This window comes from Kitasatospora sp. cg17-2 (assembly GCF_054031055.1).
Genome location: NZ_CM132923.1, coordinates 7,377,533 through 7,393,623 on the forward strand (window position 1 = coordinate 7,377,533; position 16,091 = coordinate 7,393,623).

Sequence of the window (16,091 nt, forward strand, 5' to 3'; positions counted from 1 at the left end):
GGTGGCCGGCCGGTTTCGGGGCGGCGGGCGGTGGGCACGGTGGCGGGCATGCTGTCCGTAGTGGTCGCCCCCTGGGGCGGAGAACCGGTGTTCGAGCGAGGCGGGGACGAGCCGCACGACGCCGCGAGCACGATGAAGATCGCCGTCCTGGCCGCCCTGCACCGGGCCGGGGCCGACCTCGACGAGGCCGTGCCGGTGGTGAACTCCTTCACGTCGCGGGCGGGCGGGGAGTTCGCCAACGATCCGGAGTGGGACAGCGACCCCGTCCCCTGGGGCCTCCTCGGCGGCACCGCGCCACTGGGCCTGCTCGCCGAGCGGATGATCACCCACTCGTCCAACCTGGCCACCAACCTCTGCCTCGCCCGGACCGGTCACGAGGCCGTCGCGGAGGTCTGGCGGCGGGCGGGCGCCACCCGGAGCGGCAGCCCGCGCGGGATCGAGGACTACCCGGCGCGCGACGCCGGACTGCACAACCGGGTGACGGCCCGCGACCTCGTCCGGCTGCTCCAGTCCCTGGCCGACGAGCCGGAGGTGCTCGCGCTGCTGGAGCGCAACGCGTTCCGGGTCGACCTCGCGGCCGGGCTGCCGCCGGGGACGGCGGTCGCGTTCAAGAACGGCTGGATCCCCGGCGCCCGGCACTGCGTGGGGCTGGTGCGGCCCGGGGACTGCCCGCCCTACCTGCTGGCCGTCTGCTACACCGGCCCGCTGGCCTCCGGCGCGGACGCGGCGCGGGACGACCCGGCGGCCCGGCTGCTCGCCCGGGTCTCGGCGGCGGTCTGGGCCCGCCGGCACACGATCACGGGCTGACGGGCCGGCGGGCCGACGGTCGGCGGTCGGCGGTCGGCACCCGAAAGCGCCGACCGCCGACCGCCGAGCGACAACTGCCGCTCCGTCAGTACGGCTTCACCAGGAAGTGCGCCGCACCCGGGATGCCGACCTTCAGCAGCTCGTCCTCCTCCGGCGTGGTCGGCGTGCCGGTCTCCTGCTTGAGGATCGCCCGGGACAGCGCCTGCACCCACATGGCGCGCGGCCGGCGGCGGTCCTCCCAGGCGGCGAGCGCGGCGGGCACCGTCTCCGCCGCGTCCAGGCTCTGGGCGAGCACGAGCGCGTCCTCGACGGCCATCGCCGCGCCCTGGGCCAGGTGCGGGGTGGAGGCGTGCGCGGCGTCGCCGGCCAGGACCACCCGGCCGACGTGCCACGGCTCCTCGACGGTGACCTGCGAGATCCGCGAGTACACCACCGCGGCCGGGTCGGTCACCTGCGCCAGCGCCTCGGCGATCGGCCCGCCGAAGCCGGCCAGCCGCTCGCGCAGCTGCTCGTGGGCGTGCTCCGGGTCCGGCCGGAAGTCCTCGGCCTCGGCGAACACCGAGCCCAGGTACATCAGGTCCGCGCTGATCGGGGTGAGCAGCGCTTTGGCCTTCAGGTTGCCGGTGGACATCACCACGCCCTGCACCTCGGGCGAACGCGGCAGGGTGACGCGCCAGTTGGCGAAGCCGGTGTACTCGGGCGCGTACTTCTCGCCGTAGAGCCGCTTGCGCAGCGGCGAGCCGATGCCGTCGAAACCGACCACCAGGTCGTAGCGCCCGCTGCTGCCGTCGCTCAGGGTGACCGCCACCTCCTCGCCCTCGTCGGCGAGTTCGGTGATCGTGGTGCCGAACCGCAGGGTCGCCCCGGCGGCGGTGGCCGCCTCGCCCAGCACCTGGGCCAGCGCGGGGCGGGGGATGCCGTTGTTGGACGGCGCGCCGTCCATCCGCGGCTGCGGGATCTTGGCGAGGATGCCGCCGGTCGGGTCGCAGATGGTGAGCACCTCCCACTCGAACCCGGCCGCCAGGCACTGCTCCAGCACGCCGATCTCGCGCATCACGTGCAGCGCGTTGGACGGCTGGATGATGCCGACGCCCAGGGCCTCCAGGGCGTCGCGCAGCTCGACGACGTCGACCCGGTGGCCGCGGCGGGCGAGGGCGGTGGCCGCGGTCAGGCCGCCTATGCCGCCGCCGTGGACGAGGACGCGCAGGGGTGGGGTCATGACGGGGTGCTCCAAGCTGTGGTGGGAGAAGTGGGGAAACGTTTCAGCGGACCGGCGCGCCGGCCGACAGCTCCATGAGGTGGTCGACCAGCGCGAGCAGCAGGTCCCGTCCGAACGTCCGCACCCGCACGTCGCCGATCAGCATCGGGACCTGCGGGTCGAGGTCGAGGGCGGCCCGGATCTCGTCCGCCGTACGGGTGTTGTGGCCGTGGAAGCAGTTGATCGCGACCACGAACGGGATGCCCCGGCTCTCGAAGAAGTCGATCGAGGCGAAGCTGGTGTCCAGCCGGCGGGTGTCGGCGATCACGACGCCGCCGAGCGCGCCGTTCACCAGGTCGTTCCACATGAACCAGAAGCGTTCCTGTCCGGGCGTGCCGAACAGGTAGACCACCAGCTCCGGGTTGACGGTGATCCGCCCGAAGTCCAGGGCGACCGTGGTGGTCTCCTTGTTGTCCACCCCGGCCAGGTCGTCGACACCCTCGCTGGCGCGGGTCAGGTACTCCTCGGTGCGCAGCGGCGCGACCTCGCTCACCGCGCCGACCAGGGTGGTCTTGCCGACCCCGAAGCCGCCGGCGATGAGGATCTTGACGGCCGAGGGGACGACGGGAGTGGCGGGCGGGGAGGCGGGGGAGGAGGGGCGGGGTGCGGATGGTGCCATGGTTCAGAGCCTCCGGAGTCCTTCGCGTACGGCCGTCAGCAGTCCGAGGTCCAGACCGCCGTCCCCGGCGGCCCGGGCCACCGAGATCGGGGCCCGGGCCAGCAGCATTCCCTGGGCGATCAGGTCGCCCAGGAGGATCTTGGTGACCGACACCGGCAGGTTGAGTCCGGCGGCCACCTCGGCCACCGCGGCCGGCCGGCGGCACTGTTCGAGGATCAGCCGGTGCTCCGGCTGGAGCCCGCGCGGACCGGACGACCGGGTGGCGAGCGCCTGGTCCGCCAGCTCCTCCACCGTGGTCATCAGCGTGATCAGGGTGAGGTCGTCGCGCTCCGGCGCCGTCCGGCCGCGGGTGATGGTGTAGGGGCGCACCATCGTGCCCGCGCCGTAGTCGTCGTCCTCGTCCTCTTCGGGCAGCTCGCTCCAGTGCGGCCTCACCGGGGACTCACCCCCGGTTCCTGGAGGCGAAGGCGTCGAACTCGCTGCGGACCGGCGTGCTGAGCTTCTGGCCGACCTGCTGGACGAGCTGGTGCATGGCCACCGACATCACCTCGGCGTCCACCTCCTGGTCGGCGACCACGGCCAGGTGGGTGCCCTGCGCGGCGGCGATGACGAACAGCCAGACCTCGGCCAGCTCGACGATCACCTGGTGGACCGGGCCGCCGTCGAACAGCTGGCCGATGCCGCGGGCGAGGCTCTGCTGACCGGTGGCGACGGCGGCCAGCCGCTCGGCGTCGGACCGCTCGATGGTGCGGGAGTGGCTGACCACCAGGCCGTCGTCGGAGAGCAGCACGGCGCTTCTCGTCCCGGGGACCGTGTCGACGAGTCCGTCCAGCAGCCAGTCGAGGTCCTGGTGGGTGGCGATGGTGCGGTTCATGACTGCTCTTCCGTCCTCGTGGTTCGGGGGTCCGCGGCCGGGAGGGCCCAGGGGGAGGGACCCGGCGCGGGAGTCGGGGTTCCGGGGGCCGTGGGGGAGGCCGGGCCGGACGGGGGGAGGGGGCCGCGCCCCGGCGGCAGGGCGCCGGCCGCGGGGCCGCCGGCGGGGGACCGGTCCTCCGCGCCGCCGAGGCCCCGGGCGGCCCGGGACTGGCGCTGGAAGGCGCCGACGGTGGCGCCGGAGCGGCGCGGCGGGCGCTGGAACGGGCCCTCGGCGGCGCCGGGGGTGGCGCCTCCGAAGCCGGTTCCGGTGCCCGTTCCGGCCCCGGCGTACGGGGCGCGGGGCGGCGGCGGGACGCGCAGCTCGGCGGCCAGGCTGGCCTGGCGCACCCGCTGGGGCAGCGGCGGCTGGAGACCACCGGTCGGGGCGCCCGGGGCGGCGGCCGGGGGGTCGGCCGGTGCGACGGCGGACCCGGGGAGCGGGTGCGACGGCGGCCCGTCGTGCTGCCGTCGCTCCGCCAGCCGGTAGTGGTCGGCGGGCCGGTACTGCTCGTCGGCGTACGGCGCCTCGGCGGGCATCACCGTCGCGTAGGCGATGTCCGGGTAGGCGGGAGGGGTGTCCCCGGCGGAGTGCGGGGAAGCCTCGTAGGGCTGCCCGTCGTAGCCGTGGCCGCCACCGGCGGGGGCCGGCGAGCCGTGCTCGACCGGCTGGCCGTGCTCGGCCGGCGGGTGCAGGTAGCCGTCCGCCTCGACGCCGGGGAAGGCGCCGTCGCGGTCGCCGAAGCCGTCCCGCCCGGTGAAGCCGTCCCGCCCACCGAGGCCGTCGCGCTCGCCGAAGGCGTCCCGGTCGCCGAAGGCGGTGGGTCCGCCGAAGACGTCGCGCGCGCCGAAGACGTCCTGCTCGGGGAAGGGGCCGTGCTCGGGGAAGCCGTCGGGCTTCCCGAAGTCGATCCGGACCGGGTCGCCGAGCAGCTCGTCGTCCGACGGGGGCACGTACTCGACGTACCCGAACGCCTGGGCCTGGGAGGGCGCCTGGGCGCCGGAGGCCGCGCCGGCGGGCACCACGGGGGCGCTGCCGGAGGAGAACCAGTCGCCGCCGGGCCGGTCGGGGTGCGGAGCGGCGTCCGCGTGGGCGGCGCGCTCCTCCTCCTCGTCCACCGCGACGACCGCCGACGAGGTCGTGGTGTCCGCCGTCAGCGCCGTCTCCGTGACGGCCGGGAGCGCCGGGGAGGGCATCTCGGTCACCGAGGCGAGCGGCACGGGCGCCTGGGCCCGGTCCGCCGGCCGCTGCCGCCGGGCGAGCGGGATCGGGGTGACCGCCGCGTTGTCCGGCAGCCCGGAGTCGCCGTCGAGGATCAGTTCGCCGGGGACGAGCACGACCACCCTGGTCCCGCCGAACGCCGACGGCCGGAACTCGATCTGCAGGCCGATCGCCGACGCCAGCCGGGCCACCACGTGGAAGCCGAGGCGGATGTCGTCACCGCGCGCCAGCATGTCCGTCCGGGGCGGCTCGTCCGCGAGCGCGGCGGCCATCAGGGCGTTGGCCGTGTCGTACTGCTCCGGGTCCATGCCCAGGCCGCGGTCCTCGATCTCGATCGCGAGCCCCCGGCCGACCACGGCCGCCCGGACGTCGACCGGGGTCGGCGGCTTGGAGAAGCTCGCCGCGTTCTCCATCAGCTCGGCGACCACGTGCGCGATCGGGCCGACCGCGCGCTCGGAGAGCCACGGGTGGCCCTCGACGTCCAGCACGATCCGGCGGTACTCCTGGACCTCGCCCTGGGCGGCGCGCAGCACGTCCAGCAGCGGCACCGGCTTGCGCCACTTCCGCTGCGGCTGGCCGCCGGCCATGATGACCAGGTTCTCCTCGTAGCGGCGCAGGCGGGCGGTCAGGTGGTCGAGGTCGAACAGGCCCTCCAGCACCTCCGGGTCCTCGTGCCGCCGCTCCAGGGCGTCCAGCTTGCGCAGCTGCTGACCGATCAGCAGCTGGGTGCGGCGGGCGATCCGCTGGAGCAGCCGCTCGAAGCCGCGGTGCTGCTCGGCCTGCCGGACGGCGGCCCCCAGCGCGGAGGTGCGGGCGAGGTTCATGGCCTGGCCGAGCTGGGCCAGCTCGTCGCCGCCGCGGGCGTGCGCCCCGGCGGTGATGGCCCGGCTCTCCGCCTCGACGTCCACCTGCTCGCCGCGCGCCAGCCGCTCCACCACCTCGGGCAGGGTGTGCTCCATGTCCTGGGCCTGGGCGTGCAGGTCGTTGATCCGGCGGCGCAGCGAGCGGGTCAGCCGCCAGCTGGCGAGGACCACGACGACCACCGCGAGCAGACCGATCACCGAGGTCAGCGCGACCCGGGTGAGCAGCGAGAGGATCGAGCCCTTGCCGACCTCGACCACACCCTCGGTGCGGGTCTCGATGGCCTTCACCAGCTGCGGGTTGACCTGGTCGACGGCCTGCCGCCACTGGTCCTGGAGCTGCGGCAGCCGGACGGTGCCGGTGGCGTCGGCGACGGCCGGGCGGGTGAGCGCCTGCTCGACGGCGGCCTTGGCCTGCCAGGCCGGACCGCTCATCAGCTCGGACCAGGCGGCCCGCTCGTCGGTCGGCACGTAGGGCACGACCTGGACGGTGAACAGGTGCTCCTGGGCGCCGATCGACTGCTGCACGAGCTGGTAGTCGGAGGCGCTGAGCTTGCCGGACGGCCAGCCCCGGGCCAGGATCGCGTCCTCGCGGGCCAGCATCTCCTTGGCCCAGAAGGAGTTGACCAGGGTCTTGGAGATCCAGGTGACCTCACCGGTGTCGACATGGCTGAGCGCGGTGAACAGCCGCAGGTCGACCGCGATCAGGTCGGTGTAGTACGCGTAGACGCCCTGCTGGTCGGCGGTGCCCTTGTCGACGAGGGCCCGCTGGTCGCCCAGCTTCTCCATCGCGCGCCGGGCCTCGGCGACGGCCGTGCGCACCTCGGCGGGCGCGCTGTCGGCGGTCTCGCCGGACAGGGTCTGGAACTTCTCCACGGCCTCGTCGGTCAGCCGGCGCTGGCGCTTCAGCTGGTCGGCGACGCTGCCGGGCCGGGAGAGCGCCTCGGCACTGAGCCGGCGCTCCTCCTGGAGGTTGTAGTAGACGATGTTGGACGGCTGTCCCGCCTTCTGTGCCAGCAGGCCCTGGGCGGCCAGGCGCTGGAAGTCGAAGAAGGTCACGCCGCTGGTGACCGCCCAGAGGGCAGCCAGGGCGATGCTGGGGACGAGGGCCAGGACGAGCAGTGCCGTCCGCAGCGACAGGCGCGGTCGACGCCTGCGGGGGGCCTTCGGCGTCGGGGGCCGCCGATTCGCACGCGCGCGCAGAGCTGACTCCTTGGGGCTGGCGGTCGGCCTGCGAGGGTCGGACCGTCCGGGGCACGGGCTTTATGACGAAGCGATACTAGTCATACGGTGTGTTAGGAGTGAAAGCCCGTTCGATCTTCGGACGGTACACACACAGGTCCTTAACATCCCGGTAGCACGTGGTTCACGCCCGTACACGGTCTCCCGGGCGGTCTCCCGGCGGTGCTCCGGCACCCGCCCCGGGCTGGTCGGACGGCGTCGCCGCCCTGCTCGCTCCGTCGTCGGGGAGTGCCCTCGGAGGAACGGGAACGCCCCCGGTGGAGGTTCACGGGCACGCTGCTCGGCGTTCGGCGTTCGGTGCGCGGCGTCCGGTGCGCGGCGTTCGGCGTCGGTGGGGGCGGCCCCGGGGTCCGTCGGGACCCCGGGGCCGCCGGAAGGTGTTACGCGATGCCGAACGCGGCGGCCCAGCGGGCCGTGCCGGACGGCAGCGGGTGACGGGCCTCGTCCAGGCTCAGCGCCATCCACGCCTCGTCCGGCGCGTCGACGGTGAGCGTGATGCCGTGCTCGGAGGCCCGGCCGAAGCCGAACCTCGGGTAGTACGACGGGTGCCCGAGCAGGATCACGAACCGCTCGCCCCGCTCGCGGGCGGCGTCGAGTCCGGCCCGCACGAGGGCGGAACCGGCGCCGGACCGCTGGTGGTCGGGGTGCACGGAGACCGGAGCCATCGCGAGCGCCGGGGTGTCGCCGATGAAGGCCCGGGTGAGCAGCACATGGCCGACCGGGTCGGCCCCGGCCTCGGTGGTGGCGACGATCGAGAGACCGTCGATCCACGCCTCGTCGGCGCGCAGTGCCTCGACGAGATCGGCCTCGGACGGCCGCCCGAAAGCGGCGACCGTCAGTTCATGGACGGCCGGCACGTCGGAGGGGACCTCGGCCCGGGTGTGCCAGGAGGAGGGGGAGGAGACGGAGGAAGAAGAAGACATGGGAAACCCTTGGGAAGGGGCCCCGGAGAGCGAAGGGCGTCAGACCGGGACCCGGGAGGTGAGAACAGTCCGGGTGCCGCGCAGCACGTGCGCAGCGGTAGTCACCGCGACCACAATTCACCTTCCCCGTCTCCGTAGCGGACTTCGCGCGAGCTCGAACGGCCTTACGGGCCGGGCTCGACAATCGACCGTAACACGGGCCCCGGACGAGGCGCGAAGGGTTTTCCGGGCGGCTGCGGAGCCCCGGTGTCAGCGGCGGCGGGCGGCGCGGGCGACCACGAGCAGGAACAGGCCGCAGGCCGTGACCACCACCCAGCCGGTCCGGGAGGCCGCCGTGAGGCCGGCCGGGGCCGCGCCCGCGACCAGGCCGCCGGCGATCGCGATGCCCACCGCGGAACCGAGCTGGCGGGCCGTGGAGGTGATCGCCCCGGCCACCCCCGCGCGGTCCGCCGGGAGGCCGCCCACGGCCGTGTTGGTGATCGGCGCGTTCGCGAAGCCGAAGCCGACACCGAGCAGCAGCAGGGCGAGCAGCAGGCCGGGCAGGTCGGCCACGCCGGACAGGCCGCCGTCCGCGCCGTGCGGGGCGTCGTCGACCAGGAACGCCCGGAGCAGCAGCAGCGCCCCGCCGGCCGTGGTGAACCAGGCCGCGAGCAGCAGCGGCCGGCGCGGCCCGCCCCGGCCCACCAGGGCGCCGGACAGCGGCGCGCAGACGGTCGCGCCCAGCGCCATCGGCAGCGAGGCCAGCCCGGCGGCCAGCGGCGTCCAGCCCCGGGCGTGCTGGAGCTGGAAGGTGGTGAGCAGCAGGGTCACCGTCAGCGCGACGAACACCGCCACCGCGCCCAGCGCGGCCGTACTGAACGCGGGCCGCCGGAACAGCCCGAGGTCCATCAGCGGTTCCTCCCGGCCGCGTTCGGCGAGGACGAAGCCGGTGGTCGCCGCCGCGGCCGCCGCGTACCCGGCGAGGGCCCAGGGCGAGCCCCAGCCGATCCGCGGGCCCTCGATCAGCACGGCCACCGTCGCGCACACCGCGAGGGTCAGCAGGAGCTGGCCGGGCAGGTCCGGGCGGCGGGCCCGGGGCGCGCGGGACTCCGGCACGAAGCGGGCGCTCAGCAGCACGGCCACCAGCACCACCGGCACGTTCACCCAGAACACCGAGCGCCAGCCGAGGGCCGAGACCAGCGCGCCGCCGGTGACCGGCCCGGCCGCCATGCTCAGCCCGAACACCGAGGCCCAGACCCCGATCGCCCGGGCCCGCTCCCGGGGGTCGGGCATCGCGTTCACCACGATCGCCAGCGCCACCGGGCTGAGCATCGACGCGCCCACCCCCTGGAGGGCGCGCGCCGCGACCAGCGCGCCGGCCGAGGGCGCGAGCGCGCACACCAGCGAGGCGAGGCCGAAGACGACCAGTCCGCACTGGAAGACCCGGCGGCGTCCGAACCGGTCCGCGAGCGCGCCGGCCGAGATCAGCAGGCTGGCCAGGACCACGGTGTAGGCGTCCACGATCCATTCCAGGTCGCGGGTGCCGACGCCCAGCCCGCGCCCGATCGCGGGCAGGCCGACGTTGACGATCGTGGTGTCCAGGCCGACCAGGAACAGGCTCAGCGCGCAGACCGCGAGCACGGTCCACCGTCGGCGCGCGCTCAGCGGGGGAGGGGCGGCGGCCGCGGTGGTCGCGGTCGCGGGGGAGGTGGTCATGGGGGCGCCTTCCGGTCGGGACAGTGGCACGGGTCGTGCTGGTGATCGCCATGGTCGGACCGGCGGTGGGCGGTCGCCCAGGGTCCTTGCGGAAACCGCAAAACCGCGGACGGGGCAGAATCGCCCCCATGGACGCCGACCCCGCCGATTCCGTAGGCCCCGCTGGTCCCACCGAGCCGGACCGCCCGGTCGAGGCGGACACCACGCCCGTCGCGACCGACGACGTGCAGGGGATCGTCGCCGCCATCGGGCCCCGGCTGCGCGCGCTGCGGCTCGGCCGGGGCCTCACCCTGGACGCGCTGGCCGTGATCACCGGGATCTCGGTGAGCACCCTCTCCCGGCTGGAGTCCGGCCACCGCCGCCCCACCCTGGACCTGCTCATCCCGCTCGCCCGCGCCCACCGCGTCGCCCTGGACCACCTGATCGCCGCCCCCGCCACCGGCGATCCCCGCCTCCACCTCCGGCCGCGCCACCGGGACCCGGGCAGCGTCCTCGTCCCGCTCACCCAGTACCCGGGGCGGGTGCAGGTCTTCAAGCAGGTCCTGGCGCCGCGCGAGCCCAGACTCGTCAGCCATGTCGGCTACGAGTGGCTCTACGTCCTCGCGGGCGAGCTCCGGCTCCTCGTCGGCGACCGCGACCTCACCCTCCACCCGGGCGAGGCCGCCGAGTTCGACACCGCCGAACCCCACTGGTTCGGCCCGGCCGGCACCGAGGCGGTCGAGATCCTCCACCTCTTCGGCCCCCACGGCGACCAGGCCGTGCTCCGCACCGGCACGGCCCCGGCGTAGCGGGCGGGCTCCGGGGGGCTGTGCGTGGGAGGTCGGCGGGTCCGACTTCTCGGGCGGGTGGGGGTGGTGGGTGTGTTGTGGGCCCTGCTGTCTTCCGGTGCGGCCTCGGGTGCCGGCTCGGCTCCGGGGGGCTGTGCGTGGGAGGTCGGCGGGTCCGACTTCTCGCGTGGGTGGGGGTGGTGGGTGTGTTGTGGGCCCTGCTGTCTTCCGGTGCGGCCTCGGGTGCCGGCTCGGCTCCGGGGGGCTGTGCGTGGGAGGTCGGCCGGTCCGACCTCCCACGCGGCGGCGGTGCCTCAGTGGGTGAACTGCCGGGCGGGGCGGTGGCCGAGGGCGAGGGAGACGGCTTCGAGGGCGCTGGTGAAGGAGACCTCGCTCAGCACGCCCGGTGCGGCGACCTGGTCGCCGACCAGGTGGACGCCGTCGCCCCGGTCGACCGCGGGCCGGTCGCGCCAGGTGGTCCCGGGGCGGTCGACGGCGCCCGTGCGGCCGGTGGCCACCGCGGTGCGGCGCCACCGCACACGGTCGGACCAGCCCTTGAAGCCCAGGTCCAGCAGGTGCTCGGCCCGGGCCAGGCCGGACTCCCTCGACTCGTCCGGGGCGAGCGGCAGCTGAGCCTGGACCAGTTGCTCGCCGGTCGGCGCCAGACCGGCGTCCTGGGTGGTGAACCGCTCCACCCAGCCGGTGCCGTCGAGGTCCGAGACGAAGAAGGCGTCGCCGCGCCGCGACCGCAGGGCCACGTCCAGCAGCAGCGTCCGGCCGCTCTCGCCCCGCAGGCCCGGGTCGCCGAGCAGGCGGCGCGCCGACTCCAGGGAGGTCGCGACGATCACCGGGTCGCCGGTGGTCGGCAGTGCCTCCAGCCGCGAACCCGTCTCGATCCGCACGCCCAGGTCCCGCGCCCGGGCCGCCATCCGGTCGATCACCGACTGCCAGCCGCCCACCGGGTAGACCGCCTCCGGCGGCAGGCTCGCGGCCCGGTGCAGCCGCTCCTGGGTGAACGCCGCCGACAGCAGGCCGGGCGCGTGGTGGAAGGTCGCGACGGCCGCGAAGTTGGCGGCCGCCCGGGCGGTCCGCTCGCCCGCCACCTCGGTCGCCCAGCCCAGGAAGGTCCGGCCGACGGGCGCGTCCCGGCGGGCCGCGAGCCGGGACACCGCGAGCGGCGGCAGCGCGCGCAGCCGGCCGTCCAGCAGGTAGCGCATCCGCGGCACCGCGGTCAGCGGGACCCTCGCGAGCGGTCCGACCAGCCCGCGCTGCCGCAGCCAGGCCCAGTGCGGGCCGCGCCGGTAGAAGGCGTGCGGCCCCTCGTTGGTCCGGTACGGCGCCGGGGCGGTGCGGGCCCGGCCGCCCAGCGTCCGGTGCGCCTCGTGCAACGTCACCTCGACGCCGGCCTCCGCCGCCGAGACTGCCGCCGTCAGACCGCCGAAGCCGCCGCCGATGATGGTGATCCGCCGTGCCATGTCCCCGTCCTCCGTGCTCGTTCGCGTCCGACCGTCCGGGCCCTCGGGCCCCGGCTGCCGTTGTCGGGAGGGAGACGACGCAGTGCCCCCGGATGTGACGGCCCGCCGGCGATCGGTGCCGCCGACCGGACGGTGACCTCGATCACAGCACCGCGGCCGACGGGACGATCAAGCCCGCAGGGGCGCTCACCTGGACGTTCAACAAGTTGTTGCCGTCGCGCCATCCGGCGGCCACGGGGTGACACTCCGCGCTGCCTACCGTGCCGGGCCATGAGCATCTCCCACACCCGGCTGACCGCGGCCGTGGCGCTGACCGGCGCCCTCGTCCTCGGTACCCCCGCGCTGGCCGTCGCCGCCCCGGCCGCCGGTTCCGCCTCCGCCGACAGCGCGGCCGCCGCCCCGGCCGTCGCCCGGCACGCGATCCCCTTCACCTCGGCCACCGCCACCCAGCAGGCCGACGGCAGCTTCACCCTCAGCTGGACCGCCCCCGGCGCCCGCAACGTCACCGTCTACGCCGGTACCGACCCGGACGACATCCGCCACCGCAAGGCCGTCGCCAAGGGCGCGGGCTCCGCCACCGTCACGGTCACCGGCCTCGCCGCCGCCGACCGCTGGTTCTTCGAGCTGGTCCCGGACCGGGGTGCGCCGCTGGTCGTCGCCGACCGCTCGCTGCACCTCGCCTCCGCGCCGAACTTCCGTGACGCGGGCGGCTACCGCACCGCCGACGGCCAGTGGGTGCGGATGGGCGTCGTCTACCGCTCCGGCGACCTCTCCAAGCTGACCGACCAGGACCTCGCCAAGCTCCGCCGCCTCGGCGTCCGCACCGTCTTCGACCTGCGCACCCCCGGGGAGCAGAAGACCGCCCCGGACCGGATCCCGGCCGGTGCCACCGCCGTGAACGCCAATGTGCTGGGCGTCGCCGACACCGGCGCGTTCAACGTCACCAGCCCGCAGGCCGCCGTCCGGGCCATGGTCGACGCCGAGCGCACCATGGTCTCCGCCGACAGCGCCCGCACGGCCTACCACGCGGTGCTCAACGCCCTGGTCGAGCGGAACGACGAGAACGTGCTCTTCCACTGCACCGCCGGCAAGGACCGCACCGGCTGGGCCTCCGCCGCCCTGCTGACCGCGCTCGGTGTGCCGCGCGAGACCGTCGAGGCCGACTACCTCGCCAGCAACACCTACCGCGCCGCCGAGATCGCGGCCACCCTCGCCCAGCTGCCGCCCGCCTACCAGGCGATCTACAAGCCGCTGCTGGATGTCCGGTCCGAGTACCTGGCCGCCGGGTTCGACGAGGTGCAGCAGAAGTTCGGCTCCTTCGACGGCTATCTCAAGTCCGGCCTCGGCCTGGACAAGCGGGACCTGCGCGACCTGCGCAGCCAGCTGCTCGTCGGCTGACGGCACGCGCCCCGCGTCCGACGGCACGCGCTCGGCGTCCCGCCCCGGCATCCCGCCGGGGCGGGCGCCCGGGAGCACCGGGCCCGCCCGTCCCGGCGGGACACCGCGTTGCCGGAACCGGGACGCCCTGGTTCGATCGTCCGTATGGACCAGGAACCCGACGCCGCCCCCGCCCCCGCCCCCGACCCCGTCGCCGCTGCCGCCGCCTCGGCCCCCGCCATCGCCGCCACCCTGCGCCAGATCGGCCCCCGGCTGCGCCGGCTGCGCGAGCGCAAGGACCTGTCCCTGGCCGATCTGAGCCAGGCCACCGGCATCTCCAAGAGCACCCTCTCCCGGCTGGAGTCCGAGCAGCGCAAGCCGAGCCTCGAACTCCTGCTGCCCATCGCCGCCGCGCTCGCCGTCCCGCTGGACGAGATCGTCGCCGCCCCGCGCGTCCAGGACCCGAGGGTCCACCAGCACCCGGGCCGGGCCGACGGGCGGACCTTCGTCCCGCTCTCCCGCCACCGCACCGAGCCCCGCGCGTTCAAGATCCTGATCCCGGCCGCCCACCACACCCCCACCCTCGCCACCCACACCGGCCACGAGTGGCTCTACGTGCTCTCCGGCCGCCTCCGGCTGCTGCTCGGCGAGCACGACGTCGTCCTCGCGCCGGGCGAGGCGGCCGAGTTCGACTGCCAGAACCCGCACTGGTTCGGCTCCACCGGGACGGGCGACGTCGAGGTCCTGAGCCTCTTCGGCAAGCAGGGCGAACGCCTGCACCTGCGCGCCCGCACCCGTCCGAAGGAGTCCTGAGCCGACCCCGGCGCTCCCCGCCCCGGACCGGAACCGGAAGTCGGCCGCGACGACTTCCCGCGCCGCCGCGCGGCTGTCACACTCCCCTCGTGAACACACGGGGGTTGTTCGCGCCGAAGCCGTTCGCCCGGGGGCCGGTCGCCGCCGTCGCGGCCGGGGTCGCCACGCTGCAGATCGCGGTGGCGGGCCGGTACGGCTTCCACCGCGACGAGTTGTACTTCCTGATCGCCGGTCGCCACCCCGCCTGGGGATATGTCGACCAGCCGCCGCTCACCCCGCTGCTCGGGCGGGTGTCCACGGCGCTGTTCGGCGGCGGACCGGGCGACGGGCCGGTCGGCCTGCGGGTCGTGCCCGCCCTGCTCTGCGCCGCCACCGTCGTCCTGGTGGCCCTGCTGGCACGGGAGTTGGGCGCAGGGCGGGCCGGTCAGCTGCTCGCCGCCGGTGCCGCGGCCTGCTCGGCGTTCGTGCTCGCGGTCGGGCACCTGCTCAACACCGCCACCTTCGACCTGTGCGCCTGGCTCCTGGTCTGCCTGCTCGCCCTGCGCCTGCTGCGCACCGGTGACGGCCGCTGGTGGATCGCCGTCGGCGCGGCCACCGGGGTCGCGCTGCTGAACAAGGACCTCGTCCTGCTGCTGGCCGCCGCGCTCGTGCCCGCCGTGCTGCTGGTCGGGCCGCGCGGGGTGCTGCGCGGGTGGTGGCCGGTGGCGGGCCTGGCCGTCGCGGCGCTGGTCGCGCTGCCCAACCTGTGGTGGCAGGCCGCGCACGGCTGGCCCGAACTGACCGTCGCCGGCGGCATCAGCGGCCGGGACGGCACGGAGAACCGGCTGTTGCTGGTGCCGATGCAGTTCCTCTACCTGTCGCCCGTCCTGGTGCCCGTCTGGCTGGCCGGCCTCCGGCGCCTGCGCCGGGACGCCGAACTCGCCTGGGCGAAGCCCTTCGCGGTCGCGTACCCGCTGGTGTGCCTGCTGGTGCTGGCGAGCGGCGGCAAACCGTACTACGCGCTGCCCGCGCTGCTGGTGCTGACGGCGGCCGGCTGCGAACCGGTCGCCCGGCGGCTGACGGCGGCCGGACCGCGCCGGATCCGGTCGTTCGCGGGCGCGCTGGCCCTGGGCGCGGCGGTGAACCTGGTCGTCACCCTGCCCGTCCTCCCGGCCCGGCTGACCCCGGCCGTCGGCTGGATGTACCGGGAGCAGGGCGAGCAGATCGGCTGGCCCGAACTCGCCGCGGCCGCCGCCGCGGGCTGGCGCACCGTCCCGCCCGAACTCCGGGGCCGGGCCGTGGTGTTCGCCGTCGACTACGGCGAGGCGGGCGCCCTCGCCCACTACGGCCCGCCGCTCGGCCTCCCGGCGCCGTACTCGGGCCACATGAGCCTCGCCGACTGGGGGCCGCCGCCGGACGCCCTGGACGGTCCGGTCCTGCTCGTCCACCCGGAGGGACACCCGGACGTGGAGCGGTACTTCACCGACTGCCACCGGGTCGCCCGGGTCGACAACGGCCACGGTGTGCGCAACGAGGAGCAGCACGCCCCGGTCCTGGTCTGCCCGGGACCGCACCGGCCGTGGTCCGCGCTCTGGCCCGAACTGCGCCACTACTACTGAGGGTTGCGACGGGCCGGCGCGCCCCGCCCCGGCCGTCCCCTCACCCGCCCCCGAGCCGTTCCCGGAGGTCCTCGGCGAAGCGTGTCCGGTAGACGCCGTGGACGATGGTCCCGGGCGACTGGTAGCCCCGGTGCCCGGGGTCCGAGACCTCCCCGTCCCACGGCGTCACGACGTCCGGACGCAGCGGAGCACGCCCCAGATACATCCGGGCGGCCTCCTCCAGCGGCAGGTCACCCACGACCACCGAGGTCCACAGCCCGCGGCCCTGCCCGACCACCCACAGGCACAGGTCCTCGGTGCTGTCCTCGGACCAGACCTCCCCGTCCACGCTCACGCCTTCGGAGAAGTCGGCCAGCGACTCCGCCGCGGACTCGTAGGCGAGTGCGAACGCCTCCAGCACCTCCCGCGGCTGGGACCCCAGCCACGACTCCAGGGCGGACAGGCGCGGTCGGGTCGATTCCAGGACCTCCCAGAACCCGTCGGAGACATGGTCCGGTCCCATCGCGGCTCCTGTGTCGACGGC

Annotated in this window: 14 protein-coding genes; 5 read left to right on the top strand and 9 right to left on the bottom strand. The window is 75.4% G+C overall.

Annotated elements, in window-relative coordinates; all coding sequences use genetic code 11:
- Nucleotides 1-48: 48 nt before the first annotated feature.
- On the top strand, nt 49-807 hold the full coding sequence (locus ACW14Y_RS31035) for a serine hydrolase (RefSeq protein ID WP_380308769.1): 759 nt from the start codon (nt 49-51) through the stop codon (nt 805-807).
- Between the two features lie 85 nt (nt 808-892).
- Here ACW14Y_RS31035 and ACW14Y_RS31040 read toward each other — a convergent pair whose 3' ends face one another.
- From ACW14Y_RS31040 to ACW14Y_RS31070, 7 genes are all read right to left on the bottom strand, one after another.
- Nucleotides 893-2,026, bottom strand: a complete 1,134-nt coding sequence (locus tag ACW14Y_RS31040; protein WP_402721912.1) for an FAD-dependent monooxygenase — start codon at nt 2,024-2,026, stop codon at nt 893-895.
- Between the two features lie 43 nt (nt 2,027-2,069).
- Nucleotides 2,070-2,684, bottom strand: a complete 615-nt coding sequence (locus tag ACW14Y_RS31045; RefSeq protein ID WP_380308773.1) for a GTP-binding protein — start codon at nt 2,682-2,684, stop codon at nt 2,070-2,072.
- 3 nt (nt 2,685-2,687) lie between these two features.
- The gene (locus ACW14Y_RS31050; protein ID WP_369826039.1) at nt 2,688-3,119 is read right to left on the bottom strand and encodes a DUF742 domain-containing protein; all 432 of its coding nucleotides are present in this window, start codon (nt 3,117-3,119) and stop codon (nt 2,688-2,690) included.
- 7 nt (nt 3,120-3,126) lie between these two features.
- The gene (locus tag ACW14Y_RS31055) at nt 3,127-3,558 is read right to left on the bottom strand and encodes a roadblock/LC7 domain-containing protein (protein WP_266273725.1); all 432 of its coding nucleotides are present in this window, start codon (nt 3,556-3,558) and stop codon (nt 3,127-3,129) included.
- Complete coding sequence (locus ACW14Y_RS31060) at nt 3,555-6,737, bottom strand: nitrate- and nitrite sensing domain-containing protein (RefSeq protein WP_456984195.1); 3,183 nt, start codon at nt 6,735-6,737, stop codon at nt 3,555-3,557. Before ACW14Y_RS31060 ends, ACW14Y_RS31055 begins: the two co-directional genes overlap by 4 nt.
- Nucleotides 6,738-7,300: 563 nt before the next feature.
- Nucleotides 7,301-7,843, bottom strand: a complete 543-nt coding sequence (locus ACW14Y_RS31065; protein ID WP_456984198.1) for a GNAT family N-acetyltransferase — start codon at nt 7,841-7,843, stop codon at nt 7,301-7,303.
- A 249-nt stretch (nt 7,844-8,092) separates the two neighbouring features.
- Nucleotides 8,093-9,538, bottom strand: a complete 1,446-nt coding sequence (locus tag ACW14Y_RS31070) for an MFS transporter (protein WP_456984200.1) — start codon at nt 9,536-9,538, stop codon at nt 8,093-8,095.
- A gap of 128 nt (nt 9,539-9,666) precedes the next feature.
- Here ACW14Y_RS31070 and ACW14Y_RS31075 point away from each other — a divergent pair, with 128 nt between their 5' ends.
- The gene (locus ACW14Y_RS31075; protein WP_380308306.1) at nt 9,667-10,326 is read left to right on the top strand and encodes a helix-turn-helix domain-containing protein; all 660 of its coding nucleotides are present in this window, start codon (nt 9,667-9,669) and stop codon (nt 10,324-10,326) included.
- Nucleotides 10,327-10,619: 293 nt separating this feature from the next.
- On the opposite strand, the gene ACW14Y_RS31080 is transcribed toward ACW14Y_RS31075, so the two are convergent.
- On the bottom strand, nt 10,620-11,780 hold the full coding sequence (locus tag ACW14Y_RS31080; RefSeq protein ID WP_456984202.1) for an NAD(P)-binding protein: 1,161 nt from the start codon (nt 11,778-11,780) through the stop codon (nt 10,620-10,622).
- Nucleotides 11,781-12,050: 270 nt separating this feature from the next.
- Between ACW14Y_RS31080 and ACW14Y_RS31085 the strand changes: the two genes are divergently transcribed.
- The 3 genes from ACW14Y_RS31085 (at nt 12,051) to ACW14Y_RS31095 (ending at nt 15,568) form a co-directional block, all read left to right on the top strand.
- Complete coding sequence (locus ACW14Y_RS31085; RefSeq protein ID WP_456984204.1) at nt 12,051-13,178, top strand: tyrosine-protein phosphatase; 1,128 nt, start codon at nt 12,051-12,053, stop codon at nt 13,176-13,178.
- A 144-nt stretch (nt 13,179-13,322) separates the two neighbouring features.
- The gene (locus tag ACW14Y_RS31090; RefSeq protein ID WP_380387182.1) at nt 13,323-13,970 is read left to right on the top strand and encodes a helix-turn-helix domain-containing protein; all 648 of its coding nucleotides are present in this window, start codon (nt 13,323-13,325) and stop codon (nt 13,968-13,970) included.
- An 89-nt stretch (nt 13,971-14,059) separates the two neighbouring features.
- Nucleotides 14,060-15,568 carry a glycosyltransferase family 39 protein gene (locus tag ACW14Y_RS31095; RefSeq protein ID WP_456984206.1) on the top strand — a complete coding sequence of 503 codons (1,509 nt, stop codon included), beginning with the start codon at nt 14,060-14,062 and terminating at the stop codon, nt 15,566-15,568.
- Nucleotides 15,569-15,608: 40 nt separating this feature from the next.
- Here ACW14Y_RS31095 and ACW14Y_RS31100 read toward each other — a convergent pair whose 3' ends face one another.
- A complete protein-coding gene (locus ACW14Y_RS31100; RefSeq protein ID WP_380308316.1) occupies nt 15,609-16,070 on the bottom strand; it encodes a hypothetical protein in 462 nt (153 codons plus the stop codon).
- Between the last annotated feature and the right edge of the window lie 21 nt (nt 16,071-16,091).

Excerpts from the sequence above, each read along its gene's own strand:
- ACW14Y_RS31035 (WP_380308769.1), top strand. The coding sequence starts at position 49 with ATGCTGTCCGTAGTGGTCGCCCCCTGGGGCGGAGAACCGGTGTTCGAG.
- ACW14Y_RS31040 (WP_402721912.1), bottom strand. The coding sequence starts at position 2,026 with ATGACCCCACCCCTGCGCGTCCTCGTCCACGGCGGCGGCATAGGCGGC.
- ACW14Y_RS31045 (WP_380308773.1), bottom strand. The coding sequence starts at position 2,684 with ATGGCACCATCCGCACCCCGCCCCTCCTCCCCCGCCTCCCCGCCCGCC.
- ACW14Y_RS31055 (WP_266273725.1), bottom strand. The coding sequence starts at position 3,558 with ATGAACCGCACCATCGCCACCCACCAGGACCTCGACTGGCTGCTGGAC.
- ACW14Y_RS31065 (WP_456984198.1), bottom strand. The coding sequence starts at position 7,843 with ATGTCTTCTTCTTCCTCCGTCTCCTCCCCCTCCTCCTGGCACACCCGG.
- ACW14Y_RS31070 (WP_456984200.1), bottom strand. The coding sequence starts at position 9,538 with ATGACCACCTCCCCCGCGACCGCGACCACCGCGGCCGCCGCCCCTCCC.
- ACW14Y_RS31075 (WP_380308306.1), top strand. The coding sequence starts at position 9,667 with ATGGACGCCGACCCCGCCGATTCCGTAGGCCCCGCTGGTCCCACCGAG.
- ACW14Y_RS31080 (WP_456984202.1), bottom strand. The coding sequence starts at position 11,780 with ATGGCACGGCGGATCACCATCATCGGCGGCGGCTTCGGCGGTCTGACG.
- ACW14Y_RS31085 (WP_456984204.1), top strand. The coding sequence starts at position 12,051 with ATGAGCATCTCCCACACCCGGCTGACCGCGGCCGTGGCGCTGACCGGC.
- ACW14Y_RS31090 (WP_380387182.1), top strand. The coding sequence starts at position 13,323 with ATGGACCAGGAACCCGACGCCGCCCCCGCCCCCGCCCCCGACCCCGTC.
- ACW14Y_RS31100 (WP_380308316.1), bottom strand. The coding sequence starts at position 16,070 with ATGGGACCGGACCATGTCTCCGACGGGTTCTGGGAGGTCCTGGAATCG.